Source organism: Arthrobacter sp. SPG23, assembly GCF_000876655.1.
Lineage (GTDB): Bacteria > Actinomycetota > Actinomycetes > Actinomycetales > Micrococcaceae > Arthrobacter.
In genome coordinates this window covers 374,582-398,889 of the sequence record NZ_JYCN01000018.1, presented here as the reverse complement: position 1 = coordinate 398,889, position 24,308 = coordinate 374,582, and the positions used below count along the sequence as shown (strand labels likewise).

The 24,308-nt window shown below is 66.7% G+C and carries 25 protein-coding genes, 2 tRNA genes and 1 pseudogene; 15 read left to right on the top strand and 13 right to left on the bottom strand.

Features of this window, described 5'->3' with window-relative positions; all coding sequences use genetic code 11:
- Positions 1 to 39 precede the first annotated feature (39 nt).
- Together TV39_RS21745 and TV39_RS12630 are read left to right on the top strand one after the other, a co-directional pair.
- A complete protein-coding gene (locus TV39_RS21745) occupies positions 40 to 249 on the top strand; it encodes a hypothetical protein (RefSeq protein ID WP_082049704.1) in 210 nt (69 codons plus the stop codon).
- A gap of 92 nt (positions 250 to 341) precedes the next feature.
- Complete coding sequence (locus tag TV39_RS12630; protein ID WP_043482134.1) at positions 342 to 1,139, top strand: HNH endonuclease family protein; 798 nt, start codon at positions 342 to 344, stop codon at positions 1,137 to 1,139.
- A 24-nt stretch (positions 1,140 to 1,163) separates the two neighbouring features.
- Here TV39_RS12630 and def read toward each other — a convergent pair whose 3' ends face one another.
- The 3 genes from def to orn all read right to left on the bottom strand — a co-directional run bounded on the left by def (position 1,164) and on the right by orn (position 2,677).
- Complete coding sequence (def, locus tag TV39_RS12625; protein ID WP_043482132.1) at positions 1,164 to 1,736, bottom strand: peptide deformylase; 573 nt, start codon at positions 1,734 to 1,736, stop codon at positions 1,164 to 1,166.
- Between the two features lie 101 nt (positions 1,737 to 1,837).
- A tRNA-His gene (locus TV39_RS12620) sits at positions 1,838 to 1,910 on the bottom strand.
- A 131-nt stretch (positions 1,911 to 2,041) separates the two neighbouring features.
- Positions 2,042 to 2,677 carry an oligoribonuclease gene (gene orn / locus TV39_RS12615; RefSeq protein ID WP_082049703.1) on the bottom strand — a complete coding sequence of 212 codons (636 nt, stop codon included), beginning with the start codon at positions 2,675 to 2,677 and terminating at the stop codon, positions 2,042 to 2,044.
- 158 nt (positions 2,678 to 2,835) lie between these two features.
- Between orn and mptB the strand changes: the two genes are divergently transcribed.
- Positions 2,836 to 4,392, top strand: coding sequence for a polyprenol phosphomannose-dependent alpha 1,6 mannosyltransferase MptB (gene mptB / locus TV39_RS12610; RefSeq protein WP_200891010.1), 1,557 nt, complete (start codon positions 2,836 to 2,838; stop codon positions 4,390 to 4,392).
- A 118-nt stretch (positions 4,393 to 4,510) separates the two neighbouring features.
- On the opposite strand, the gene TV39_RS12605 is transcribed toward mptB, so the two are convergent.
- Positions 4,511 to 5,197: a DNA alkylation repair protein gene (locus TV39_RS12605; protein WP_043482129.1), complete on the bottom strand. Its 687-nt coding sequence runs from the start codon at positions 5,195 to 5,197 to the stop codon at positions 4,511 to 4,513.
- Between the two features lie 166 nt (positions 5,198 to 5,363).
- Between TV39_RS12605 and TV39_RS12600 the strand changes: the two genes are divergently transcribed.
- A complete protein-coding gene (locus TV39_RS12600; RefSeq protein ID WP_043482127.1) occupies positions 5,364 to 6,269 on the top strand; it encodes an aldose 1-epimerase family protein in 906 nt (301 codons plus the stop codon).
- Between the two features lie 30 nt (positions 6,270 to 6,299).
- On the opposite strand, the gene xylB is transcribed toward TV39_RS12600, so the two are convergent.
- Positions 6,300 to 7,727 (bottom strand): xylulokinase, encoded by a 1,428-nt coding sequence (gene xylB / locus TV39_RS12595; RefSeq protein ID WP_043482125.1) that lies wholly within the window; start codon positions 7,725 to 7,727, stop codon positions 6,300 to 6,302.
- Positions 7,728 to 7,812: 85 nt separating this feature from the next.
- On the bottom strand, positions 7,813 to 9,000 hold the full coding sequence (gene xylA, locus TV39_RS12590; RefSeq protein WP_043482123.1) for a xylose isomerase: 1,188 nt from the start codon (positions 8,998 to 9,000) through the stop codon (positions 7,813 to 7,815).
- 128 nt (positions 9,001 to 9,128) lie between these two features.
- Between xylA and TV39_RS12585 the strand changes: the two genes are divergently transcribed.
- Positions 9,129 to 10,367, top strand: coding sequence for an ROK family transcriptional regulator (locus tag TV39_RS12585; protein ID WP_043482285.1), 1,239 nt, complete (start codon positions 9,129 to 9,131; stop codon positions 10,365 to 10,367).
- On the opposite strand, the gene TV39_RS12580 is transcribed toward TV39_RS12585, so the two are convergent.
- From TV39_RS12580 to TV39_RS12570, 3 genes are read right to left on the bottom strand one after another with little or no spacing between them, the layout of a single operon-like run.
- Positions 10,364 to 10,960 (bottom strand): GNAT family N-acetyltransferase, encoded by a 597-nt coding sequence (locus TV39_RS12580; protein ID WP_235347377.1) that lies wholly within the window; start codon positions 10,958 to 10,960, stop codon positions 10,364 to 10,366. The two genes, TV39_RS12585 and TV39_RS12580, sit on opposite strands and share 4 nt — an antisense overlap.
- A gap of 26 nt (positions 10,961 to 10,986) precedes the next feature.
- A complete protein-coding gene (locus TV39_RS12575) occupies positions 10,987 to 11,739 on the bottom strand; it encodes an alpha/beta hydrolase (protein ID WP_043482279.1) in 753 nt (250 codons plus the stop codon).
- 35 nt (positions 11,740 to 11,774) lie between these two features.
- The gene (locus TV39_RS12570) at positions 11,775 to 12,872 is read right to left on the bottom strand and encodes a LacI family DNA-binding transcriptional regulator (RefSeq protein ID WP_043482121.1); all 1,098 of its coding nucleotides are present in this window, start codon (positions 12,870 to 12,872) and stop codon (positions 11,775 to 11,777) included.
- 162 nt (positions 12,873 to 13,034) lie between these two features.
- Between TV39_RS12570 and TV39_RS12565 the strand changes: the two genes are divergently transcribed.
- From TV39_RS12565 to TV39_RS22275, 5 genes are all read left to right on the top strand, one after another.
- A complete protein-coding gene (locus tag TV39_RS12565; RefSeq protein ID WP_043482119.1) occupies positions 13,035 to 14,204 on the top strand; it encodes a Gfo/Idh/MocA family protein in 1,170 nt (389 codons plus the stop codon).
- Positions 14,204 to 15,418: a dihydrodipicolinate synthase family protein gene (locus tag TV39_RS12560; RefSeq protein ID WP_043482116.1), complete on the top strand. Its 1,215-nt coding sequence runs from the start codon at positions 14,204 to 14,206 to the stop codon at positions 15,416 to 15,418. Before TV39_RS12565 ends, TV39_RS12560 begins: the two co-directional genes overlap by 1 nt.
- On the top strand, positions 15,415 to 16,254 hold the full coding sequence (locus tag TV39_RS12555) for a sugar phosphate isomerase/epimerase family protein (protein WP_043482114.1): 840 nt from the start codon (positions 15,415 to 15,417) through the stop codon (positions 16,252 to 16,254). Before TV39_RS12560 ends, TV39_RS12555 begins: the two co-directional genes overlap by 4 nt.
- A gap of 214 nt (positions 16,255 to 16,468) precedes the next feature.
- Positions 16,469 to 16,900 carry an SRPBCC family protein gene (locus TV39_RS12550; RefSeq protein WP_043482112.1) on the top strand — a complete coding sequence of 144 codons (432 nt, stop codon included), beginning with the start codon at positions 16,469 to 16,471 and terminating at the stop codon, positions 16,898 to 16,900.
- Between the two features lie 94 nt (positions 16,901 to 16,994).
- Positions 16,995 to 17,171 carry a hypothetical protein gene (locus tag TV39_RS22275; protein WP_160292504.1) on the top strand — a complete coding sequence of 59 codons (177 nt, stop codon included), beginning with the start codon at positions 16,995 to 16,997 and terminating at the stop codon, positions 17,169 to 17,171.
- Positions 17,172 to 17,216: 45 nt separating this feature from the next.
- Here TV39_RS22275 and TV39_RS12545 read toward each other — a convergent pair whose 3' ends face one another.
- Positions 17,217 to 17,696, bottom strand: a complete 480-nt coding sequence (locus TV39_RS12545; RefSeq protein WP_043482110.1) for a LapA family protein — start codon at positions 17,694 to 17,696, stop codon at positions 17,217 to 17,219.
- A gap of 282 nt (positions 17,697 to 17,978) precedes the next feature.
- A tRNA-Arg gene (locus TV39_RS12540) sits at positions 17,979 to 18,051 on the bottom strand.
- Between the two features lie 220 nt (positions 18,052 to 18,271).
- Here TV39_RS12540 and ssb point away from each other — a divergent pair.
- The 3 genes from ssb (at position 18,272) to ettA (ending at position 21,240) form a co-directional block, all read left to right on the top strand.
- Positions 18,272 to 18,850: a single-stranded DNA-binding protein gene (gene ssb / locus TV39_RS12535; protein WP_043482108.1), complete on the top strand. Its 579-nt coding sequence runs from the start codon at positions 18,272 to 18,274 to the stop codon at positions 18,848 to 18,850.
- A 66-nt stretch (positions 18,851 to 18,916) separates the two neighbouring features.
- Positions 18,917 to 19,483: a DUF6993 domain-containing protein gene (locus TV39_RS12530; RefSeq protein WP_235347376.1), complete on the top strand. Its 567-nt coding sequence runs from the start codon at positions 18,917 to 18,919 to the stop codon at positions 19,481 to 19,483.
- A gap of 74 nt (positions 19,484 to 19,557) precedes the next feature.
- The gene (ettA, locus tag TV39_RS12525) at positions 19,558 to 21,240 is read left to right on the top strand and encodes an energy-dependent translational throttle protein EttA (protein WP_043482107.1); all 1,683 of its coding nucleotides are present in this window, start codon (positions 19,558 to 19,560) and stop codon (positions 21,238 to 21,240) included.
- Positions 21,241 to 21,358: 118 nt separating this feature from the next.
- Here the strand turns inward: ettA and TV39_RS12520 are convergent.
- Positions 21,359 to 22,340, bottom strand: a pseudogene (locus TV39_RS12520) (acyl-CoA thioesterase).
- A 63-nt stretch (positions 22,341 to 22,403) separates the two neighbouring features.
- On the opposite strand from TV39_RS12520, the gene TV39_RS12515 reads away from it, so the two are divergent.
- On the top strand, positions 22,404 to 23,063 hold the full coding sequence (locus TV39_RS12515) for a hypothetical protein (protein WP_043482105.1): 660 nt from the start codon (positions 22,404 to 22,406) through the stop codon (positions 23,061 to 23,063).
- A gap of 41 nt (positions 23,064 to 23,104) precedes the next feature.
- Positions 23,105 to 23,812, top strand: a complete 708-nt coding sequence (locus tag TV39_RS12510) for a Pr6Pr family membrane protein (protein WP_043482103.1) — start codon at positions 23,105 to 23,107, stop codon at positions 23,810 to 23,812.
- 40 nt (positions 23,813 to 23,852) lie between these two features.
- Here the strand turns inward: TV39_RS12510 and TV39_RS12505 are convergent, their stop codons facing one another.
- A complete protein-coding gene (locus tag TV39_RS12505) occupies positions 23,853 to 24,308 on the bottom strand; it encodes a globin (protein WP_043482101.1) in 456 nt (151 codons plus the stop codon).

Sequence of the window (24,308 nt, the reverse complement as noted above, 5' to 3'; positions counted from 1 at the left end):
GCTCTGGCATCGGCCGGGAAACGGACCCAAAATGGAGTCATGGAACACGAATCGACTCTCGAACATGAAACCACCCTCGAACACGCCCTCGACGTAGCGCGGAAGAACCATAAGGAAGCTGCCCGCCTCCTGGACCAGGCGCGAGTGGCGCATGCCGCGGGAGAGATTCCCGACAGCAGGATCAAACAGCTTGAGGAGCTGCTCGACCTTGCCGCCGACGACCTTAAACGCGTGTTGAAGGAGCAGTAAGTACTCCTCCACACTGTGGAAAGCGGCCACGTTGTCGGTGGCCTGCCCTAGGCTCGTCCGGTGCAGAGGAATTTTCACCGGGCAGTACAACCATGACCATCAGCTGGGCGGCGTACCGCCGTGCCCGCCGCCGCTCCCGTCAGGCCTGGGCTGTCCTGATCGTGCTGGCCGCGGGGCTTGTGTCAGCTGTGTGCTGGTTTTTCACGGCGGGCCAGTTCGCCGCCGCAGAGCCGCCCGTCACCGGCCCCAGCGAAGCCCCCGTGCTGGACACTGCCTGGATGAAAGCCGTTCCCTCGGTCCGGCCGGTGCCCGAGGGCAGTGCCGCGGATGCCTTGGAGACCCTGGCGGTAAAAGGGCGCGCGGCCAACGGCAATTACGAGCGCACGGCATTCGGCCAGGCCTGGTTGGACGTGGACCGCAACGGCTGCGACACCCGCAATGACATCCTGCGGCGGGACCTGGACGGCACACAGTTCACGGAGGGCTCCCGCTGCCGTGTGGCAGGCGGTGAATTCCACGAGCCATACACCGGAGCGGTAGTCACGTTCACCAGGGGAGCGGAGAGCAGCAAGGCGGTCCAGATCGACCACGTCGTGGCGCTGGGGGACGCCTGGCAGAAAGGCGCCCAGCAGCTGACGCCGCAACAGCGCCAAAGCCTGGCCAACGATCCGCTTAACCTCGTGGCCGCGGACGGTCCGGCCAACCAGGAAAAAAGCGCCTCGGATGCTGCCAGCTGGCTGCCGAAAAACAAAGCCTTCAGGTGCCACTACGTAGCACGCCAGATCTCCGTGAAAGCCGCGTACACGCTGTGGGTGACTCAGGCGGAGAAGGACGCCATGAAGCGCGTCCTCGCCTCATGTCCGCAGCAGCAGACTGTCATTCCGCGGTAGGGGCGCGACGGGCCCTGCTGCGCCCTAGTGCCCGAACGGGTCCGGGTCGACGCCGGGCATCCACGTCAAGCCGGGAACTCCCCAGCCGCTCCGCTTGGCCTGCTTCATGGCCTTCCGGGCGTACCGGTCCATCAGCCGGTTCACGTAGAGCTTGCCGTCCAGATGGTCGTACTCGTGCTGGATGATCCGGGCGAACCATTCCGTCGCCTCAAAGTCCACCGGGTTCCCGTCGCCGTCGAATCCCTGCACCCGCGCCCACTCGGCGCGCTTGAGCGGATACTGGCCGCCGGGGAACGACAGGCAGCCTTCCACTTCCTCATCCGGGTCCGGGAGTGCGCCGGAGACTTTGGACAGCGTCAGGACCGGGTTCACCACAACCCCGGCAGGGGGGACGCCGTCGTCGTTGGCGTATTTGTAGACAAAGAGCCGCTTGCCCACTCCTACCTGGGGTGCGGCGAGGCCCACGCCGTTGGCGGCGTCGTTCGTCTCGAACATGTCGGCGATGAGGGTGCGGAGTTCGTCGTCGAAGACTTCCACTTCGGCGGCCCGGCGGTGGAGAACCGGCTCGCCCCAGATGGTGATCGGCAGAACGGTCATGTCAGGTGGGTTCCTTTTGATGCAGTACGGGAACAAGTAAAGGCCGCACCGATAACCGGTGCGGCCTTTGCGCAAGGGCGGAAAATCATGCCCTTCATGAGGGTGAGCTACGGGGGTTGAACCCGCGACCTCCTGGACCACAACCAGGCGCTCTGCCAACTGAGCTAAGCCCACCATGTGCCTTGCCAGACCAGCCGGCTAACCGGCTGTCTTGAAAGGCAACGTCATATAGCTTACCTGCTCCGCGGAGGTGTTTTTGCCACTTTTGCCGGTTTTGCGGAAATTTCCCTCAAACGTGGCGCAGATTACTTTTCCGAGGATTCTGCCAGGGGCTCAGCGGAGGCCATCACGGACTTGGAAATCCGCTGGGCGGTGGCACTGTCCGGCCCCGGTGCGGGGACAAAGATTGCCTCGCGGTAGTAGCGAAGCTCATCGATGGAGTCCTTGATGTCCCCGAGTGCGCGGTGGCCGCCGTGCTTGGCCGGCGCCTGGAAGTAGGCCCGGGCGAACCAGCGGCGGGAAAGTTCCTTGATGGTGCTCACGTCAATGACCCGGTAGTGCAGGTGTTCAACCACTGCGGGCATATCGCGGGCGAGGAAGACGCGGTCCGTGCCCACGGAGTTTCCCCCCAGCGGAGCCTTGCGGGGGTCCGGGACCCACTTCGCGATGTATTCCATGATCACTGCCTCGGCCTCGGCCATCGTCTTCCCGTGCGGAAGTTCTTCGAGGAGCCCGGAGCGCGTGTGCATGTCGCGGACGAAATCGTTCATCTGGGCCAGTGCGGCGTCATCCGGACGAATGACGACGTCCACGCCGTCACCGAGGATGTTGAGTTCGGAGTCGGTCACCAGGGCGGCCACCTCAATGAGGGCGTCGTTCTTGATGTCCAGGCCGGTCATTTCGCAGTCGATCCAGACAATGCGTTCGTTAGTTATAGGCACCCGACCAGCCTACCGTTCAGCTGCCACAGAGCTGTCCGATGCTAGGATTTCGGATACGTGGCGGTGCCTCTTTTTTCATTGCTGCGGCCCCACCCCTGCCGGTCCGCCCGGCTACCAGCGGGTGAAAAATGCCCCACAACAGATTGGACGATCCTGAGATGACGGCGCGTGTGCCTGCGGCGGGAAATGTGGCTGCCGGTACGTCACCGGAGCCGGCTACGGCCGAAGTGGACAACGCCCTCTCTCCGCTCCTCTCGGGGTTCGCCGGTTCGATGTTCATGGCGATCGGTTCGCTGGGCGTCGGCTGGCTCGCGCCGGTGTCGGAACTTCGCCGCCTGCCTTTGTTCATCTGGATGCGCACCGAAGCGGTAGGCGTCGCGCTTTCCATCGTGCTGCTGGCCGTGGGCGGCATGCTCCTGGTGCGAGCCTGGCTTCGCCTGGGCCAGCGCGTCCGGGTCTGGGGTGCGGGTGCCCGCAGGGCCACCCTGCAGGCTGTGGCGCTGTGGGGGCTGCCCATGATGTTTTCGGTCCCGCTCTTCAGCCGGGACGTATACGCCTACATCGGGCAGGGCCGCCTGATGGTGGAAGGCTTCAATCCCTACGAAAACGGGATTTCGGCGCTGTCCAACTATTTCCAGCTCGGTGCCGACAAGATGTGGACCGAAGCGCCGGTTCCCTATGGCCAGCTGTTCCTGTGGATCGAACAGCTGGTGGTGTGGTCCACGAACGTGCAGCCGGAGGCGAGTATCATGCTGTTCCGCGTCGCCGCACTGGTCGGTGTGGTGCTGTGCATCGTCTATGTCCCCAAGCTGGCGGAGCTCCATGGCGTGAATCCGCACCGGGCCCTGTGGCTGACCGCAGCCAACCCGCTGTTCCTCACCAACTTCATCGCCAGTGTCCACAACGATGCGCTCATGATCGGACTGGCGCTGGCCGGCCTCTACTATTGCGCCACCAGGCGGGTGGTGTTCGGCCTGGTCCTCGTGACGTTGTCCATTTCCGTCAAACCGATCACCATTGTGTTCCTGCCTTTCATCGGACTCCTTTGGGCCGGCAAGAACGCCGGCTGGCCGCGGAAGTTCGTGTTCTGGGGACTCACGGCCGGGATCAGCCTGGGCATCCTGTACGCCATGAGCCTGGTGAACGGCTTCGGCTTCGGCTGGGTGAACGGGCTGTCCGCTCCGGGCAGCATCTGGATCTGGTATGCGCCGGTCGGCCTGCTGGGCCTCGTGGTGGCCTCCATTTTCAACGCGTTCGGACTTGACGGCTGGGGACTGGCCAAATGGGTTTACGACGCCGGCAAACTGCTCGCCGTCGGAATCGTCGCCTGGCAGATCTTCCGCGGCGACCACGACCGCCTGATGCGCCGGCTCACCCTGGGGTTCGCGGCAGTCGTCCTGCTCGCCCCCATGATCCAGTCCTGGTACGTGGTGTGGCTCATCCCGCTATTCGCCGTCACCGGCATCCGGGACGACTGGCAGGTGAAGGCCCTCTACTTCATCGTGTCCTTCTTCATGGTCTACGCCATCTCGGACCAGCTGGAAGTCTTCCCCTACCTGCAGACCGAGGACCTGGGCCTTCCCTTGGCCCTGGCGCGCAACGCCGCGGCCATCATCGCACTGATGTTCGCACTATACCTGATCTTTCTGGATCCCAAAACCAAGCAGCTGTTCAGCAAACCGGACGAACCGGTGACCACCCGGCCGGTGATCTGACCGGAGCAGACGGCACGACGGCGGCGCCCCACCACGGCGCGGGTGCGGGCCGGGTGCTGTGTCCCGGAACGCAGCGCCCGGCCCACACAGACGTTCTCACGGCGTCTGCCGCCGCTGTTCAGTCCGCGGGGAGATTCCGGAGGGCCTCGCGGCGGGAGAGCGGGCTGAGGGCGGTTTCGTGGCCGGCCACGAACCGCCGGACCCAGGCCGGATCGGTTTTCGCGTACTCGCGCAACGCCCAGCCGATGGCTTTGCGGATAAAGAACTCGCGGTCGGCCAGGTTGGCCTCGATGACCGAGGCGAGCAGACCCCGATCGGTAGCGGCCTTTGCGCCGAGCTGGGCGGTGATGGCAGATCTGCGGACCCACATGTCGGGGTCTCTGCTCCAGGAACGGAGCATCCGGTCAAGCTCCGGGCGGTGTGCCTGCAGCAGCGCGCAGATCCGGTGCGCCACTCCGTCCACAAGATCCCACCAGGCGCCGGTCCGGATGATTTCCTCGTACACGGGAAGCATCTCCAGCCGGCCCCTGGCCAGCCGCGCATCCGTCAGGTCAATGGCGGCGTACCGCTCTTCCCGGAACTCCGCTGAACGCCAAAGCTCCAGGACAGTGTCCCGCAGTTCCTCGAATGAACTGCAGGGCCACTGCGCGGCGGCACCATTCGTGATCTTCCGGACTTCGGGAACCCTGACTCCCAGCGTCGGCATGTCCGATTTCATGTAGGCCTGGCTTCCCGCGGCCCGGACCGGATCCGCCGCGGACCTCAGGCTGCGGCGGATCCCGGCGGTCAGTTCCTCGTTGGCCATGACGGAAACTCTACTTGCGTGCCGGCCGCCGGGCAGGCCCACAGCCAACCTACAGTTGCCGTCACCGCGGACGGTTTTGTTATTCCCCCTGCCCTGACAGGCCGGAGGGTTGTGCGCTAGAATAGTGAGCGCTAACACACACTTTCCGCGCAGCATTGGATACCCTATGACCCGCACCGAACACCGGATCAATTTCGGCCCTTATACCGCCATCGCCACGGCCCGTGGCGGCGCGCTCCGCGAACTGCGGCACGAAGGCCGCGACCTGGTGATCGGCTTCGGTGCCGACGGCGAAATTCCGGACTACCGAGGCGTCATCTGTGCCCCGTGGCCCAACCGGCTGGCTGACGGCCGGTACAGCTTCGAGGGCAAGGATTTCCAGGCGGTGGTCAACGAGGAGGAGCGGGGGACCGCCCTGCACGGCCTGGTGTTCCGGGCGGAGTGGGAACTGCAGGAGCACACCGCGTCTTCTGTCCGCCTCGGAACCCGCATTGAGCCGGGCGACGGCTATCCGGGCTGTCTTGACGTATCCGTTGACTACGAGCTGCGGGCCGACGGATTGCACAGCACTGTTCGCGCCGAGAACGTTGGCGTGGATGCGGCGCCTTACGGCGTCTGCCCGCACCCGTACCTTGTCGCCGGACCCGCACCTCTCGACGAGTGGACTGTGCAGATCCCCGCCACGGAATTCATGGAGGCCTCCGCGGACCGGCTGCTCCCGCGCGGCATGGCCGGTGTGGAGGGCCACGCCTTCGACTTCCGGACGGGAAAGACTCTCGGGGCCGTGGAAATCGACCATGCTTTCACGGGCCTGATCCCCGGACCTGATGGTCTTGCCGCGGTGCGCGTCCATGACCCTTCCGGTACGGGAGTGGAGCTGGAATGGGACGGGGCCTGGCCCTGGCTGCAAATCCATACTGCGGACAAGCCGGCAGGGCCGTCCCGGCTTGGCCTCGCGGTTGAACCCATGACGTGCCCGCCTGATGCCTTCAACAGCGGAACCGATGTGCTCCGGCTGGCTCCGGGGGAGTCCCACGAGGCCGGCTGGACCATCCGGGCCATCAGTAGTTGAGGCACGGCTCAATTGCCAACGAGGCCGGGTTCAGGTGTTGAGATAGGTGCTGGCGTACCGCCGGTACTGGTCGAGCACCTCCGGGGCGCCGCCGTCGGCCGCTGACACTTCGGTGCCGGATGACTCCCACTCCGGCCAGCGGCCCGTGAGGACGGCCGCCGCCTGGCGGGCGGCGCCGTCGGCCACGTATTCCCCGGGGTCGGGCACCACTACGGGAAGGCCGAAGACGGACGCGGCAATCTGCTGCACGGCAGCGGACTGCGCCCCGCCTCCCACCAGAATGATCCGGGAGGCCTTAACTCCCTGGGCCTGCAAGGCTGCAAGACCGTCCGCGAGGGAGCAGACGACGCCTTCGACGGCGGCCCGGGCCAGGTTGGCTCGCGTGTAGCTGGCCAGGGTGGCGCCGTGCAGGGAGCCGGTGGCGTGCGGCAGGTTGGGCGTGCGCTCGCCTTCGAAGTACGGAACAAGCGTGAGACCGCCGGAACCCGCCGGGGCGGCAAGAGCCAGTTCGGTAAGCCCCGCCAGCGTCACGCCGAGCAGCGCGGCAGTGGAATCGAAGATCCGGGTGGCGTTCAGCGTGCAGGCCAGCGGGAGAAAGTTGCCGGTGGCATCAGCAAATCCGGCAACGAGGCCTGTTGCGTCGGCGGCCGGCGTCTCCGAGACTGCGAAAACGGTCCCCGATGTCCCCAGGGACACCACAACGTCGCCCGGGCGGGCGTCGACGCCGAGTGCCGCAGCCGCGTTGTCGCCGGCGCCGGGGCCGATGATTGCGCCCGCCGGCGTGGTGCCAGCGGCCTCCAGTGAACCCGCGACGGCGGGAAGTACCGGAACGTGGCCCAGCACCTTTTCGAGGAGTTCCGGGAGGTAGGTGCCCGACGCCGTGGAGAAGTATCCGGTTCCGGAGGCGTCGGACCTGTCTGTCCGGAGCAGCTGAAGCGCGGAGGGGCCCGAGCCGGGTCCGTGGCCCGCGAGCCGCCAGCTGAGCCAGTCGTGCGGCAGGCAGACGGCCGCGACGCGGCGGGCATTGTTCGGTTCCTCCCGTGCCAGCCACCGGAGTTTGGTGATGGTCAGCGAGGCCACCGGAACGGTACCCGTTGATTCCGCCCAGAAGGCGGCCCCGGCCCCGGCGTCGCCGTTGCCGGCTTCTGCGATGAGCTGCTCCGCATCTTCCGCGGACCGTGTGTCGTTCCAGAGCAGGGCGGGGCGCACCACCGCGCCGGAGGCATCCAGGCACACCATGCCGTGTTGCTGGCCGCCGACGGAGACGGCGGCCACATCGTCCAGGCCGCCGGCCTGGGCGATGGCCTCCTGGAGGGCGTCCCACCAGTGGTCGGGGTGGACCTCGCTGCCGTCGGGGTGGGCGGCGCGGCCCTGGCGGATGAGCGTGCCGGTGTGCGCATCCCGGATCACCACTTTGCATGACTGCGTGGAACTGTCGATTCCTGCTACCAACGGCATGGCGGAAGTCTTTCTGACGGACTGCCGCCGGCCCCGGCAATCCGGGTCCGGCGGCAGTGGAGCTGGCTGGTTGGGGGAGCCTGGCCTAGCGGGCACCGAGCAGGTGCTCGATGGCCAGCTGGTTGAGGCGGACGAAGGCGAATGACCGCTGGGCGGCTGCATCGGCGTCGAACTCTGCGAAGACGGAAGCGTCAGCCAGTAGATCCGCAGTGGTCTCTCCGGCGGCGAGCGTGGGCTCGCCCAGCTCGAAGACGCCGGAGGTCTTCAGGGCTTCCCGGACCTCCGGGTCGGCGCGGAAGGCGAGGGCACGCTCCTTCAGGAGGAGGTACATGGACATGTTGGATTTCGCGGATTCCCAGACGCCGTCGTAGCCGTCGGTGCGGGAGGGCTTGTAGTCGAAGTGCCGCGGGCCGTCATACTTCGGGCCGCCGTTGGGGAAGCCGTTTTCAAGAAGGTCCACGGTGAAGAAGGCGCTGGTGAGGTCGCCGTGCCCGAACACGAGGTCCTGGTCGTACTTGATGCCGCGCTGGCCGTTGAGGTCGATGTGGAAAAGCTTGCCGGCCCACAGCGCCTGGGCGATGCCGTGGGTGAAATTCAGTCCGGCCATCTGCTCGTGCCCGGTTTCCGGGTTGAGGCCCACGATGTCCCCGTGCTCCAGCTGGGCGATGAAGGCCAGCCCGTGGCCCACGGTGGGCAGGAAGATGTCGCCGCGGGGCTCGTTGGGCTTCGGTTCCAGGGCGATCCGAAGGCCGTAGCCCTTGTCCTTGATGTAGGCCGCGGCCGTGTCCACGCCTTCCTTCATCCGGTCCAGGGCGGCGGAGAGATCCTTGGAACCGTCGTACTCGCTGCCTTCGCGCCCGCCCCACATGACGAACGTCTCCGCGCCCAGCTCGGCGGCAAGGTCGATGTTCTGCAGGACCTTGCTGAGCGCGAAGCGGCGGACGGAGCGGTCGTTGGACGTAAAGCCGCCGTCCTTGAAGACGGGGTGGCTGAACAGGTTGGTGGTCACCATGGGGGTCTTAAGGCCGGTTTCGGCGAGGGCTGCCTTGAAGTTCTTCAGGATGAGCTCGCGCTCGGAGGCTGTCGCGTCGAACGGGACCAGGTCGTTGTCATGGAAGGTGATGCCGTAGGCGCCCAGTTCGCTGAGTTTGTGGACGGCCTCCACGGGGTCCAGTGCCGGGCGGGTGGCGACGCCGAAGGGGTCCGAGCCGGTCCAGCCGACGGTCCAAAGGCCGAAGGTGAAGCGGTCTGCAGGGGTGGGCTGAAGAGTCATGAAGCGTCCTTGGTTCAGAGGTGGGATTCGAGCTCCCGGCCGGCTGTTGAAAGTCGGCCGATGAATTAGTTTTCAATCTGAACTATATGCACCATGATTGACTTGGGTCAATGATTAAGGCGGCGGAAATGTCACTGGAAAAAAATGCCGACGGCGGTGCCGCGCGGCCGGTGCCTGCCCGCGTGGAGGATGTCCGGCGCGGCAACCTCGTCCGGGTCCTCGCTGCCATTGCGCAGGCACGGACGGATCCGCAGCGCCATCCCACGCGCGCTGACGTGGCCTCCCTGACCGGTTTGACGAAGGCGTCCGTGTCCAGCCTGGTGGCGGAGCTCGCGGACTCCGGCCTGGTTATGGAATCGGGCGCTACCCGCGACGGCGAACGCGGCCGGCCGGGGGTGGGCCTCAAGCTCAGCACAAACCGCGGCGTGGTGGGCATGGAAATCAACGTGGACTACATCTCGGCGGGCCTTCTGGACCTCGGCGGAACCCTGCGCGCCGACAAGACACTGGAGTGCGGAAACCGCGGCCGGTCGCCGGAGTCCGTCATGGCCCTGCTGGCAGGCCTTGTCAGCGAGGTCGCCTCTGATGCGGCAGCCGCCGGGATCGAAATCCTGGGCGGCGGACTGGCGGTGCCCGGCCTCGTGGAAACGGCCTCCGGAACTGTCTCCAGCGCCCCCAACCTGCAGTGGCACAATGTCGCCCTTGGGCTGGGCGGCTTGCTGCCGGACGCCCCGCTGGGCACCGCTCTATATAACGAGGCAAACTGCGCTGCCCTGGCGGAGCTCTGGTACGGACACGGACTGGATTTCCGCGACTACCTTTTTGTTTCCGGTGAGGTGGGCGTCGGTGGCGGCCTGGTCATCGGCTCCCGGCTCTTTGCCGGACCGCACGGGCAGGCGGGCGAAGTGGGCCACGTAGTGGTGGATCCGTCGGGTCCCGACTGCTCGTGCGGCGGCCGCGGCTGCCTGGAAACGTTCGCCGGCCAGGAGGCCATCTTTGCCGAGGCCGGGATCCCGGCGGGGACAGCCTCCGCGCGGCTCGAGCAACTCGAAGAACGACTTGGTGCCGGAAACACGGCCGCCACGTCAGCAGTTGCCCGTGCCGGGCGCTACCTTGGCATTGCGGCGGCGTCCACGGCCCGGCTGATGGATCTCTCCGCCGTGGTCCTGGGCGGCCACTTCACCCGGATGGGGCCGTGGATTGCACCGGCCGTTGTGCGGGGCCTGGCCGAGTATGCGCCGGGCCTCGTAAGTCCCGGCCGGGTGGCTGTCTCGGAACTCGGCCAGTCGGCCGCCCTCCTGGGCGCAGCCGGGAGCGCCCTGCGCTCTGTCCTGGCCGCCCCCTACAGCCTTGCGCCCGCCGGCTAGGGTCGGGTCCGGACGGCCAGCCGGACCACCGCCCGGCCGGGCACTGCATCGCTGACCACCTCGAAGCCGGCGTCCAGGAACAGCTTGAGCGTTCCGTGGTACAGGTCGGCCGGGCCGGCCTTGGGCCGCAACGCCGGATCCACGGGGTAGCCTTCCACGATGCCGGCGCCATGGCTCACGGCATGGCCGACGGCGGCGCGGAGGAGCGCTGCAGCAACACCGCTGCGGCGGTGGCCGGGCGCCACGACGAAGCAGCTCACCGACCAGACGGGTCCTTCGGTCTTTCCGCCAGTACCGCCGTGCGCCGCCGGACCGGCCGCCTTCAACACCTGCGAACGCAGGATCCGCGGGTAGCAGTCGCGCGGTTCCACGGCGCACCAGCCCACCGGCTTTCCATCGCGGAAGGCGAGGACCCCCGGTGCCGGAGTGCCGGCGTCGAACTTTGCCTGCAGTTGGTTTTTGCGGTCCGAGGCGGTCGAACCATTCCAATCTGCCCCCGTCAGGGCGAAAAACCTGCACCAGCAACGCGACGGCTCGCCGCGCGCTCCGAAGAGGCGTTCGACGCCGGGCCAGTCGGCCGGCGCTGTGGTCACGGGTCTTGTGGTCACGGGTCTTGTGCTCACGGGCGCCAGCCGTGTCCGGAAAGCCAGGTGGCACACAGCCCGGTCCATTGCTCCACGCCGGCCACCCCGGCAGCGAGACCCAGCCCGTGCCGGCCATGCGGAAAGACGTGCAGCTCTGCGGGCACGGCTGCCTTGCGCAGCGCCAGGGCATAGCGCAGGCTGTGTTCGACATCGACTGCCGGGTCGTCAAAGGTGTGCCAGATGAAGGCCGGGGGAGTCCGGTCCGTCACCGTAAGCTCTGCGGACAGTGCTGCCAACTGGTTCCCCGACGGTTCAGCGCCGAGCAGGTTATTGATGCTGCCCTGGTGGACGGCCGTTTCGAAGGACACCACGGGGTAGCACAGGATGGCGAGGTCCGGCCGGGACTCCGGCACGTCAAGGGTGTCGTCGCCGGTAGGGACGCTCCCGGCAAGCGTGGCAGCCAGGTGCCCTCCGGCAGAGAACCCCAGGACCCCCACGCGCGAGGCATCCACTGCGAGTCTGTGGCCGCCGCGCCTGATCCAGGCCAGGGCCGCCTTTGCATCCGCGAGCGGAGCCGGGTGCCGGTGCGGAGACACCCGGTAGCGCAGCACGAAGGCGTGTATGCCCAGCGACGCCAGCCATTCCGCCACCGGCTCTGCCTCATGGTCCGCATGGCGCTCGTAGCCCCCGCCCGGAAGGACCAGGATTGCAGGGGACCGGGGCCCCGCATTCGGGTTCGCCGGGGACCTGTCGGCGGCCGGTGGGGCCGGACTCCGGCGGGCCGGCACCACGCTGAGGCCGGCCGGTATCCCCGGACTGCCCGTCAGGGGGTCCACTCAGTGCTCCGCCGGAGTGTCACCTGGCCCGTGACGGCCGCGCCGTCGTCGTGGTTTCCGTCTGCTCCGCCCAAGGCCCCGGAGCCCACCGTGCTCAAGGTGGCCAGGCGTCCGATGTCCTCCAGTGGAAGGCGGACAGTTGAAAGCGCCGGACGGAAGTCCCGGAGTGTTTCAATGTCGTCAAACCCTGCGATCAGGGCGTCGCGGGGAATTCTGAATCCTTGGGAACGAAGCCCTGCAGCGGCGCCGATAGCCATGACGTCGTTGGCGGCGAAGATGCACAGGTCCGGCTTTTCGCCCTCGTTCGCCGTTTCGGCTTTCCGGGCGTCCCGGATCCGTTCGGCCAGCACGAGCCCGGCCTCGTAGCCTCCGGCACGGTTGAAAGATGCGCGGAGGACTTCGGCTTCGGGGCGGCCGGCCGACGCAAGGCCGGACTGGAAGCCGCGGATCCGGTCGTCGGAGGTGATCAGGCCTTCGGGGCCGCCGATGATGACGAAATGGCCCGCATGGCTAGCCGCCAGCGTTCCGGCAAGTTCCGCAGCCAACGGTTCGTTCGGCACTTCCACAAGGTGATACCCGTCCAGCGCGCCGGCTCCGACGATTGCCTGCCCCACCACGCCCACATGCCCGCCATTGCGGCAGTAGCGGTCCAGTTCGGCGGCAAGTTCCGCGTTGGCTTGTTCGTCCTCAGGGCGGCTGGACCGTGAGCCTGCGATGACAATGGCGTCGGCGCGCCTGGCGGCGAACGCGGCCACCGCTTCCTTCTCATCGGCAGGAGTTCCGCCCGTGGTGGCCAGAAGCACCATCTTGTGCTGTTCGCGGGCCACCTCCTGGACCCCGCGGGCTATGGCCGAGAAGTACGGATCAGCAATGTCGTGCACAATCAGGCCCACTAGTCCCGAGCTGGATTTCGCGAGTGCCTGGGCCTGGGCGTTCGGGATGTAGCCCAGGGTCTCGGCTGCCTGCCGCACCCGTTCGGAAACTCCCGGGCCGGGTTTGCGGGCCGAACCGTTGAGGACGCGCGATGCTGTGGCGGGTGAGACCCCGGCCAATCGGGCCACCTCGGTGAGGGTACTTGCAGCCACTGATATCTCCTGTTCAGCCAACGTGCGCGTATTGGTCATTATGGCAGTTTGTGAGACTTTCGGGAAAGCGCTTGCCATGTGGCGCGCGAGGATGCATCATAAATGCAGTGGGAATGCGCTTTCCCAACACCCTGTACTGAACCAACTCACCGTGGAGGACACATGGGCTTCGAAACAAAGACGATCCGCATCGCCATGAACGGCATCACCGGCCGGATGGGCTACCGCCAGCACCTGCTGCGATCCATCCTCCCCATCCGCGACGCGGGCGGCTTCACCCTCGAGGACGGCACCAAGGTCCAGGTGGAGCCCATCCTGGTTGGCCGCAATGAAGCCAAGATCCGGGAGCTGGCTGAACTCCACAAGGTCTCCGAGTGGAGCACCGACCTTGACGCTGTGATCAACGACCCCACTGTCGACATCGTCTTTGATGCGTCCATGACCAGCCTCCGCGCGGCCACCCTGAAGAAGGCCATGTCTGCCGGGAAGCACATCTTCACCGAGAAGCCCACCGCGGAAACGCTGGAAGAGGCCATCGAACTGGCCCGGATCGGCCAGGAAGCCGGGGTCACCGCCGGCGTCGTGCACGACAAGCTGTACCTGCCCGGCCTGGTCAAGCTGCGCCGCCTCGTGGACGAAGGCTTCTTCGGCCGCATCCTGTCCATCCGCGGCGAGTTCGGCTACTGGGTCTTCGAAGGCGATATCCAGGCAGCCCAGCGCCCGTCCTGGAACTACCGCAAGGAAGACGGCGGCGGCATGACCACGGACATGTTCTGTCACTGGAACTACGTCCTCGAAGGCATCATCGGCAAGGTCAAGAGCGTCAACGCCAAGACCGCCACCCACATCCCGGCACGCTGGGATGAAGCCGGCAAGGAATACAAGGCCACGGCCGACGACGCCTCCTATGGCATCTTCGAACTGGAAACGCCGGCCGGCGAGCCGGTCGTCGGCCAGATCAACTCCTCCTGGGCCGTGCGGGTCTACCGCGACGAACTCGTGGAATTCCAGATCGACGGCACCCACGGTTCCGCGGTCGCCGGACTGAACAAGTGCGTCGCACAGCAGCGCGCCCACACCCCCAAGCCCGTCTGGAACCCGGACCTGCCCGTAACGGAGTCCTTCCGCAGCCAGTGGCAGGAAGTCCCCGCCAATGCCGAGCTGGACAACGGCTTCAAGCTGCAGTGGGAGGAATTCCTGCGCGATGTCGTCGCCGGCTGCGAACACCGCTTCGGCCTGCTCTCCGCCGCCCGCGGCGTCCAGCTCGCCGAGCTCGGCCTGCAGTCCAACGACGAACGCCGCACCATCGACGTCCCGGAGATCTCGCTCTGATGACATCCTTGATCCTTCCCGCCGGCGACGGCGGAACCCGCGAATACCGCCTTCAGTCCGCGCCCGCCTGGGCAAAGCCCTCAGCCCCCATCACCTCGCGGCACGCCTACGCCGCAGCCCACGTCATCCCGGAAGTCACCGCTGACAACACGCCGGGCGCGCCGGCCAGCCTCGACTGGGACGCCACCATGGCCTACCGGCACGAGCTCTGGTCCTACGGCCTCGGGGTGGCCGACGCCATGGACACCGCGCAGCGCGGCATGGGCCTGGACTGGGCCGCCACCCAGCAGCTGATCAAGCGCACCGGCGTCGAAGCGGCGTCGGTGGTTTCCTCGGGCGCCGCCGCCACGGCCGACAAGTCCGTCCGCGACCTCGTCTCGTGCGGCGCCGGCACCGACCAGCTGGATCCGGCTGCCGTACCAACAGGTGCCGCCGGCATCCAGGCCGTCCTGGATGCATACCGCGAACAGGTCGCCGTCGTCTCCGAGGCCGGCCCCAAGGTCATCCTGATGGCCTCACGTGCCTTGGCCAAAGTGGCCAGCGGGCCGGATGACTACCTGCACGTCTACTCGACGCTGTTGCAAGAAGCGGACCAGCCGGTCATCCTGCACTGGCTCGGCACCATGTTCGATCCCGCCCTCGCCGGCTACTGGGGCTCCGACGACGTCGCTACGGCCACTGACACGTTCCTTTCCCTGATCCGCGAGCACGCGGACAAGGTGGACGGCGTCAAGGTTTCGCTCCTGGATGCCAGCCACGAAGTGGCGCTGCGCGCCGCACTCCCGGACGGCGTCCGGCTCTACACCGGCGACGACTTCAACTACCCGGAACTGATTGACGGCGACGGCACGCACCATTCGGACGCCCTGCTGGGCATCTTCGCCGCCATCTACCCGGCCGCTTCGGCGGCGCTGCAAAGCTACGACGCCGGCGATGCCGTCAAGGCGCGTGCCATCCTGGACTCGACCCGTGAGCTCGGAAAGCACATCTTCAGTGCCCCCACCTTTTACTACAAGACCGGCATCGCGTTCATGTCCTGGCTCAACGGCAAGCAGCCCGGTTTCCAGATGGTGGGCGGACTGCACTCCGGCCGTTCCGTGGTGCACCTCGCCAGGACCTTCGAACTTGCCGACCAAGCCGGACTGTTGAAGGACCCGGCCCTGGCTGCGTTCCGGATGTCCGACTACCTGCGAATCAACGGAGTGGGAGTATGAGCGACTTCACGAGGCTGTCGCTGAACAGCGCCACCACTAAGAAATGGACCCTGGCCGAGGCAGTTGACGGCTGCGCCCGTGCCGGCATTCCCGCGATCGGACCTTGGCGGGACCGGGTGCACGAAGCCGGCGTGGACAAGGCCGCCAAGCTCATCAAGGACGCCGGCCTGCGGGTCTCCTCGCTCTGCCGCGGCGGTTTCCTGACGGCAGCCGACGCCGAAGGGCAGGCTGCCGCCCTCGCCGACAACCGCGCCGCCATCCTGGAAGCCGTGGCGCTGGACACCCGGGAGCTGTTCCTGGTGGTCGGCGGCCTGGCGCCGGGGGAGAAGGACGTGGTGGCCGCCCGCCAGCGCGTGGCCGACCGTCTGGCGGACCTGGTTCCGTTCGCCGTCGAGAACGGCGTCCGGCTGGTGCTTGAACCGCTGCACCCGATGTACGCAGCGGACCGCGCCCTGATCTCCACCCTCGGCCAGGCGCTGGACCTGGCGGCGCCTTACGAGGCGAAGGCCGTCGGCGTCGCCGTCGACACCTTCCACGTGTGGTGGGACCCGGAGCTGAAGGCCCAGATCGAAAGGGCCGGCCGGGAGAACCGCATCGCGTCCTACCAGGTGTGCGATTTCAACCTGCCGATCGCTGCAGACGCGTTGCTGTCCCGCGGCATGATGGGCGACGGCGTCATTGACTTCGCCACCATCGGCACCTGGGTGCGGGACGCCGGCTACACGGGCGACATCGAAGTGGAAATCTTCAACCAGGAAATCTGGGACGCCGACGGCGATAGCGTGCTGGCGACCATGAAGGAGCGGTACGCGGGACTCGTCCTTCCGTACGCCTGACCGGCCGCAGCGCTTTCCCGTGTTGGCGCGCATCCTAGCGGTGCGCTGCCTGATACAGACCGCGGGCCCCTGCTTCGTCACGGCCGGGGCCCGCGCCCCACGGAACGGCCCGGAACCGCGCAAGCGGTGCCGGGCCGTTTTCCGGGGTCCTGGCGTTTGCCTGGTCCTTAACAAGGCCTGCCGTCGCGCGTATGGTCGTGCGGAGGAGGCACGCATGAATGATCAGATCAAGGACGCGGAAGCATCCGTGCTGGTGGAAGCCCCGCGCAGCCGGGTATGGCAGGCGCTGACCGACCCGGAAATCGTCCGGCAGTATTTCCTCGGCACCAATGTCACCACCACCTGGCGCGAGGGCGAGCCGGTGACTTTCGCCGGGGAGTGGAAAGGCAAACGCTACGAGGACAAAGGCATCGTGCTGGTAAACCGGCACGAGGAACTGTTGCGCATCACCCACTACAGCCCGCTGACGGGGCTACCTGATGAGCCGGAAAACTACCACACCGTGGAGTACCGGCTCGAAGCGAAGCCCGACGGCACCCAGGTCACCATCACGCAGGGGAAGAACAAGAGTGATTCCGAGGCCGAAGAGTCGGCAAAGCTCTGGGAAACAGTGCTGGGAAACCTCAAGGAGTTGCTGGAACGCTGACAGTTCCTGCCCGATGGAGTGGCTGCCCGGGGCCGCAGGCGCGACGCGTCGACAACGCGTCGACAAGCCGAACGTTCAGGACTAGTTTGGGCACATGACTGAGATTCCAGACGAAGACCGCACCGCTCGCGGCGACGACGGTACGGTCCGGCCGGCGGAAGAGGCGGCGCGTGACTCCGTCGCCGGCGACCTGGCCGCCACGATTGAACCCGATATCGCGGACCTGGACGACACACCCGAAGGACACCGGGGCGACGTCGATTTCGGGTGACGCGGACCCGTTGCAGGATGCATAGGCGCACCCGCCGCCCGTGCTTTAGCGCACGCGCTGCGCAAGCACCCGGCGGCGATGGGCCGCCGCGCGCAACTGGATGATCCTGGCCGCGCCGGCAACAGCCACAAGCACCCCGCCGCCCACAGCCGCGATGAAGAGTGCAATTCCCAGCGGAACCGCGCCCTCCAGACCGAAGTACCTGACCTGCACATAGTCCTGGTTCTGCAGGATAAAGATGATCAAGAGGATCATCACCACCAACGCGGTGGCGACGGCGGCCCAGACCATGCCTGCTCGCGTCACATGCCGCTCCTCCGGCGGAGCCGGTGCGGCTGGTTGGGCCGGTGCGCCCGGTTGGGCCGGTGCACCCGGCGCCGGCACACGCTCGGCGGGTGTGCCCTCTGCCGGCAGGCGCTCGGCGGGTGTGCCCTCTGCGGTTACGCCGTGGGTCGGGACAGGTCCGGGTTGCGGCGAAACTGCGGCTGCTTCATTCGGCTCGTAGTCCGGTGATTGCTGGGTCATTCGGTCCATCCTCTGTGAGGTGATCCACCGTCGTGGAAGTTGCGGCGCCGACACCACTTCAAATGAGTCGGCGCCGCCATCAAATCATAAGCATGCTTACCGTGGATGGTGCGCAGGAGGGCATGCTCCCGTTTCCGGCATGTCAGTTAATGTTTCCGGCATGTCAGTTAATACTGTCCTCCCGGGACCGCCGTGTGGAAAGGTGGCTGCGGCATCGGCTGCCCGGGAACGAAGGAAGCGGCCCCTCTGCTTTGACGCAGGCGGGTGCCGCTTCCTGTTTTGCGCCCCAGGAGGGAATCGAACCCCCGACCGGCGGATTAGAAGGCCGCTGCTCTATCCCCTGAGCTACTGGGGCACGTGGGCGTGTCCGGACCATTCCGGCAGCGCCTAGAAAAGTTTACAGTGCTAGGCGCCTTCGGCCAGTCAGCCCCTTGGCGGTGTTTCGACTCGTCCCCAACATCCCGGTTTCACCCGGACTTGTGCACATAGCGACGCGTGCCCCTCGCCCCGGCGCTTATACGGCCTGAAGCTGAAGATGCCTGCTAGGGCACCACCATTCGAGACAGGACACCAAGATGACCGACAACATCACCGTCCGGGGCTTCGTTGCCACGGAGATCAAGAGTTCCACCACGCCCGGGGGAGTCCCCACCGCATCGTTTCGGCTCGGCTCCACGGACCGGCGCTATGACCGCGCATCGGGCGCATGGGTCGATGGCAACACCAACTGGTTCACTGTTCAGGGCTACCGGCAGCTTGCGGGCAACATGGGCTGCAGCATCAAGAAAGGCCAGCGCGTCATTATTGTGGGCCGGCTCAAGATGCGGAGTTGGGAAAAGGACGGCCGGATCCACCACGTTGCCGAAATCGACGCCGAGTCGGTTGGCCATGACCTCATGTGGGGCTCGGCCAATTTCACCCGTACGGCCGGGAACGCCGCCCAGCCCGGCGGGACGCAGGGTCAGCACGGCCATGCGACCGGGCCGCAGGACGTCAGCGGACCCGGCGGGGAGGATCCTGATGACGGCGGAGATCCCAGGGAGGACGAGGACCACGGAGATCCGTCAGCCGGGGGGATCTTCGTCGACGACGAAAACGGTGACGTCCTGCAGCTCGATTCGGAGACCGGCGAACTTACCGACACCGCCGCGTGAACATGCCCTTCTGATGCCGGGAGTGCGGCACCGTCCCCCTGCGGTGCCGCATGGCAGAATGGCAAGGTGATCCGAGCAAAGACCCCCCAGCCACCGTACGGCCGCCAGTCCGTAACGCCACGGTCCGGAACCGCGCGGCGCCTGCGCGGCGCGCCCGTTCTGCTCTTCGCGGCGTCCATGCTTGCGGCGGGGGTCGCCGGCTGCAGTGGCGCGGGTACGGGTTCATCGGCGTCGCCCTCGCAGGCTGCCGCCACTGTGCCAGGAGCCCAGGTTGCGCAGCCGGCAGCGTCAGCTGCTGCCGGGCCCGGGGCATCTCCCGCCGCCGTGCAGCCGGTACTCGACGCTGCCACCGCCCGGCTCAGTGAAACCGTGGGCGCTGCGCTCCGGGGAGTCGCCGCGGCCAACCCCAAGCCGGGCCAGGACCAGGTGACTGCGGCCCTCACCGGCGCCGGCATACCCGCCGGTTCGTTGCAGGTCTCGGCCAGCAGCACGCCCACCGGCCTGGAGGTCGACGCCATCGAGGCAGCTGCCCTGCAGGGTGCGGATTGCGTGATCGGCCAGATCCGTGACGGGGGAGTGGTAGTTACTGTCCTGCCCGTGCTGGCGTCCGGAAAGTGCTTTGTGGGCGGTTGAGCCTGAACGCAACCGTCCTGCCAATGGCAGCCACGAATGTGAGTTAACCCCGCCGACCCACTAGATTTGGAACCATGGCGGAATTTATCTACACAATGACCAAGGCCCGAAAGGCCGTTGGCGAAAAACTTATTCTCGACGACGTAAGCATGTCCTTCTTCCCGGGGGCCAAGATTGGTGTTGTTGGCCCGAACGGTGCCGGTAAGTCCACCATTCTCAAGATCATGGCTGGCCTGGACACCCCCTCCAACGGTGAGGCGCGGCTGAGCCCGGGCTACACGGTGGGGATCCTGCTCCAGGAGCCGCCGCTAAACGAGGAGAAGACGGTCCTGGGCAACGTCCAGGAAGGCGTAGGCGAGATCTACGGGAAGATCCAGCGCTTCAACGAGATCTCCGAGGAAATGGCCAACCCCGACGCGGACTACGACACGCTTCTGGAAGAAATGGGCCAGCTCCAGGAAGCCATCGACGCCGCCGACGCCTGGGACCTCGACTCCCAGCTCGAGCAGGCCATGGATGCCCTCCGCTGCCCGCCGGCGGATGCCGATGTCACACTCCTCTCCGGTGGTGAGCGCCGCCGCGTGGCGCTGTGCAAGCTCCTGTTGCAGAAGCCGGACCTCCTGCTGCTCGACGAGCCCACCAACCACCTCGACGCCGAAAGCGTCCTCTGGCTGGAACAGCACCTCTCCAGCTACGCCGGCGCCGTCCTCGCCGTGACCCACGACCGGTACTTCCTCGACCACGTGGCCGAGTGGATCGCGGAAGTGGACCGCGGCCACCTCTACCCGTACGAAGGCAACTACTCCACCTATTTGGAGAAGAAGCGCGCCCGCCTGGAAATCCAGGGCAAGAAGGACGCCAAGCAGGCGAAGCGCCTCACCGAGGAACTCGAGTGGGTGCGCTCCAACGCCAAGGGCCGCCAGACCAAGTCCAAGGCCCGCCTGGCCCGCTACGAGGAAATGGCAGCGGAAGCGGACCGTACCAGGAAGCTCGACTTCGAAGAGATCCAGATTCCGCCGGGACCCCGCCTGGGCGGCCTGGTGCTCGAAGCCAAGAACCTGCAGAAGGGGTTCGAGGACAGGACGCTCATCGACGGCCTCTCCTTCACGCTTCCCCGCAACGGCATCGTCGGGGTCATCGGCCCCAACGGCGTCGGCAAGACCACCTTGTTCAAGACCATCGTGGGTCTGGAACCGCTCGACGGCGGCGACCTGAAGATCGGTGACTCGGTCAAGATCTCCTACGCGGACCAGAGCCGCGGCGGCATTGACCCGAACAAGTCGCTGTGGGAGGTTGTCTCGGACGGCCTCGACTACATCCAGGTGGGCCACGTTGAAATGCCGTCACGGGCCTACGTGGCAGCGTTCGGATTCAAGGGCCCGGACCAGCAGAAGAAGGCAGGCGTCCTCTCCGGTGGTGAGCGCAACCGCCTGAACCTGGCCCTGACCCTCAAGCAGGGCGGCAACTTGCTCCTCCTTGACGAACCGACCAACGACCTCGACGTCGAAACGCTCAGCAGCCTGGAAAACGCCCTGCTGGAATTCCCCGGCTGCGCCGTCGTGGTGTCGCACGACCGCTGGTTCCTGGACCGCGTGGCGACCCACATCCTGGCCTACGAAGGTGACGAGGAAAACCCGTCGAAGTGGTACTGGTTCGAGGGCAACTTCGAGTCGTACGAGGAAAACAAAGTGGAGCGCCTGGGCCCCGACGCAGCCAAGCCGCACCGCGTCACGCACCGCCGCCTGACCCGCGACTAGGCACCGCACGCACGGCTAAGGCACGCAAAAGGCCGGTTCCCCAAGGAACCGGCCTTTTGCGTGCGCATGCCGGGGTCAGGATCGGGGTCGCTGCCCGCGGCACGCCGGAAACTGCCGCTTAGTCCTTCCCGGCCTTGCGCATCTGGTGCTGCAGAACCTTCGTCTGGAAGGCGCCCACCACCTTGTTCTTGAGGTCGGTCGGCACCCGTACCATTCCCTCCTGGGCCACCGTCGCGACGTGCTGCCCGTCGCGGCTGAAGATCTTGCCGGTGGCCAGTCCGCGCGCGCCCTGGGCGCTGGGGGATTCCTGCACGTAGAGCAGCCACTCATCGACGCGCACCGGCCGGTGCCACCACATGGCGTGGTCGAGGCTTGCCACGCTCATGCCGGGCGTAATCCAACTGAGTCCGTGTCTGCGCAGGATGGATTCCAGCAACGTGTAGTCACTGGCGTAGGCGAGGGCTGCGCGGTGGGTATTGGCGTCGTCCGGCATGGGCCCGAAGGTTTTCATCCAGACGGCGTTGCGGGCTTCCCTTTCACCGTTGGCGGAAACGTACAGCGCCGCGTCCACATGCCGGATGTCGAAAGGACGCTCGTAAGCCCAGTGCCGTGCCACGGGGTGGTCGAACTTGCCCAGCAGGTCCGCCGTGCTGGGCAGCGACTCGGGGTCGGGGATGCCCTCGGGCAGTGGGGGATTGGTGGTCGATTCCCTCGTCTTCCTCCTGGAAGGAAGCGATCATGGACAGGATCGGCATACCGTCCTGGTAGGCGTGGACCCGCCGGGCCGAGAATGACCGGCCGTCCCGCAACCGCTGCACGCCGAAGGTGATGGGCTTGTTGGCGTCCCCCGGGCGCAGGAAATATCCGTGCATGGAATGCACGCTGCGCGCGGGATCAACTGTCCGGTTTGCGGCGATCAGCGACTGCGCCAGGACCTGGCCGCCGAACACGCGCTGCCGCGGCTGGCGCTGGGAAGGGCCCATGAAGATGTCTTCATCGGTCCGGGCACCCTCAAGCTCGCCTAGGTCAAGGAGTTCAATGAGCGAGGAGGTGGGGTCCTGTGCGGGCGGTCCCGGCAGTCCGGCATCGGCTTCAGTCATGGTTCGACTTTAGACGTCACTCCCGCACCGTCCCAAAGAGGCGGAGCCGGTAGAGTCGATATTGTGTCTGACGTCCTAACCCAGCCCCTGCAGTTCACCGATCCCCGCGACCTCGCAGATCTGCGCACCTTTGCCACCCGCGCCAAGTCGATCGACGACGGCGCCATCCGCCTCCAGGCCTCCGGTCCGGTGCTTGCCGCCTGGGTGTGCGTGCTGCGTCCCCGGCTGCTGGGCGAGGCGACGCCCACGATCCTCGGGCTGCGGACCATGGCCCTGGCGCAGCCGGCGGACACCGACGTCACCGTCCCGATTTCGGCGGTGCTGGACCGGCTGGCGCGGGCGGGGGAGGACGACGTCGAGCTGCCGTTGCCGCCGGTGACAGTCACCGAGTCGTGGGCCGGCGTCGGTGCGCCGCGCACCGGCTGGGAATCCGTCGCTACGCTGCAGGACGCCACCCTGCGCCAGGCCGCCGAGGCGGGCATCACCGAAATCGCCGCCATTATCCCGGACAAGCCCGGCGCCCTGATCGTCAACAACGCCCGTGCCTCGGTCTGGGGCCGGGAACTGCCGGGTGCCGCCGGGCTCCCGCTGGGTGCCGCCTTCGCGGCCCTGACGCTCGGTTTCCTGGCCGACGGCGATCAGCAGCTCTACCGGGCGGGGCGCTGGTTCCGGCTCAGCGGGCCACGCGGACACGTCCTGGCCCGCACCGGTTCAGGGCTTTAAGACCCTCGTAAGGGTCTGAACGGGCCTGCCATACTGGGCGCATGAGCGTCATGTCGGTGTTGGATCCCCCGGTCGAGCGGCACCTTGGCTTTAACGATGCGCTGCATCCGGACCGCATGTGGATCCGCGCGCTCCGTTTCGCAGTAGGCGTCTTTGTGCTGCTCGCACTTGTCCGGAAGACGTATGACGCGACGCTCCCGGGCAATGACGTGGACGTCGCCCAGCTCTACTCGGAATTCACGGTCCAGTCGAACCTTGTCCTCGGACTCGTTCTCGTCGCATCCGCCGCCCTGCCGCGGACCCGGCTGCCGGAATGGTGGGACCGTCTGTTCGGCCCGCTGGCTTTGTACCTGGTGATGACGGGCCTCATCTATGTGGTCCTCGTGGCCCCGCCCGGCGAGCCGTGGTGGAGCCTGGACATGTACTGGCCCCAGCTCGTGCACCATCGTTTGGCTCCGCTGTTCGCCGCGCTTGACTGGCTCCTCGTGACGAGGACCGTGCGCGGCACATGGGCGCGGCCGTTCGTGTGGCTCGGATATCCGGCCGCTTTCCTTGTTTTCTCGTGGGTGCGCGGAGCCATCGACGGCTGGTACGTCTACAATTTCCTTGATCCGACGCTCGACGGCGGCTGGCCGGCCGCGCTGACGACGACGGCGCAGGTGCTCGTCGCCTTCCTCATCGTGGCGGTCCTCCTGCACCTCGCCGGCAATGCGCGCGCCGCGCTGGCAGTACGGCACGGGCGGCGCTGACCGCCGGCCTGCGCCGCACCGGGGATCGCGGGATCGTCGCTCAGGCGTCCGAGGGGCTGTTCACCATGGACAGCGCAGCCCGCTCCATGTAATCCCACAGCGTGCCTTCGTAGAGCGGAGGCAGTTCCAACGCGTCCACTGCTGTGCGCATGTGGTGCAGCCACCTGTCCTTGGCTTCGGGTGTGACCCTGAACGGCATGTGGCGCATGCGCAGCCGCGGGTGTCCGCGTTCTTCGCCATAGGTGGTGGGGCCTCCCCAGTACTGCTCGAGGAACATCAGGAAGCGCCTCTTGGCCGGGCCCAGGTCCTCTTCCGGATACATCGGCCGGAGCACCGGATCGGCGGCCACGCCGTCGTAGAACACGTCGATGAGCTTCACGAAGGTCTCGTGGCCGCCCACGGCGTCGTAGAAGTTGTCCGTGTACCCGGGCTGTGTGAAGGGATCGTTCTGCATCAGCATCTTCGGTTGGCGCTGTTCAGGGGTTGGCGTGCTCAT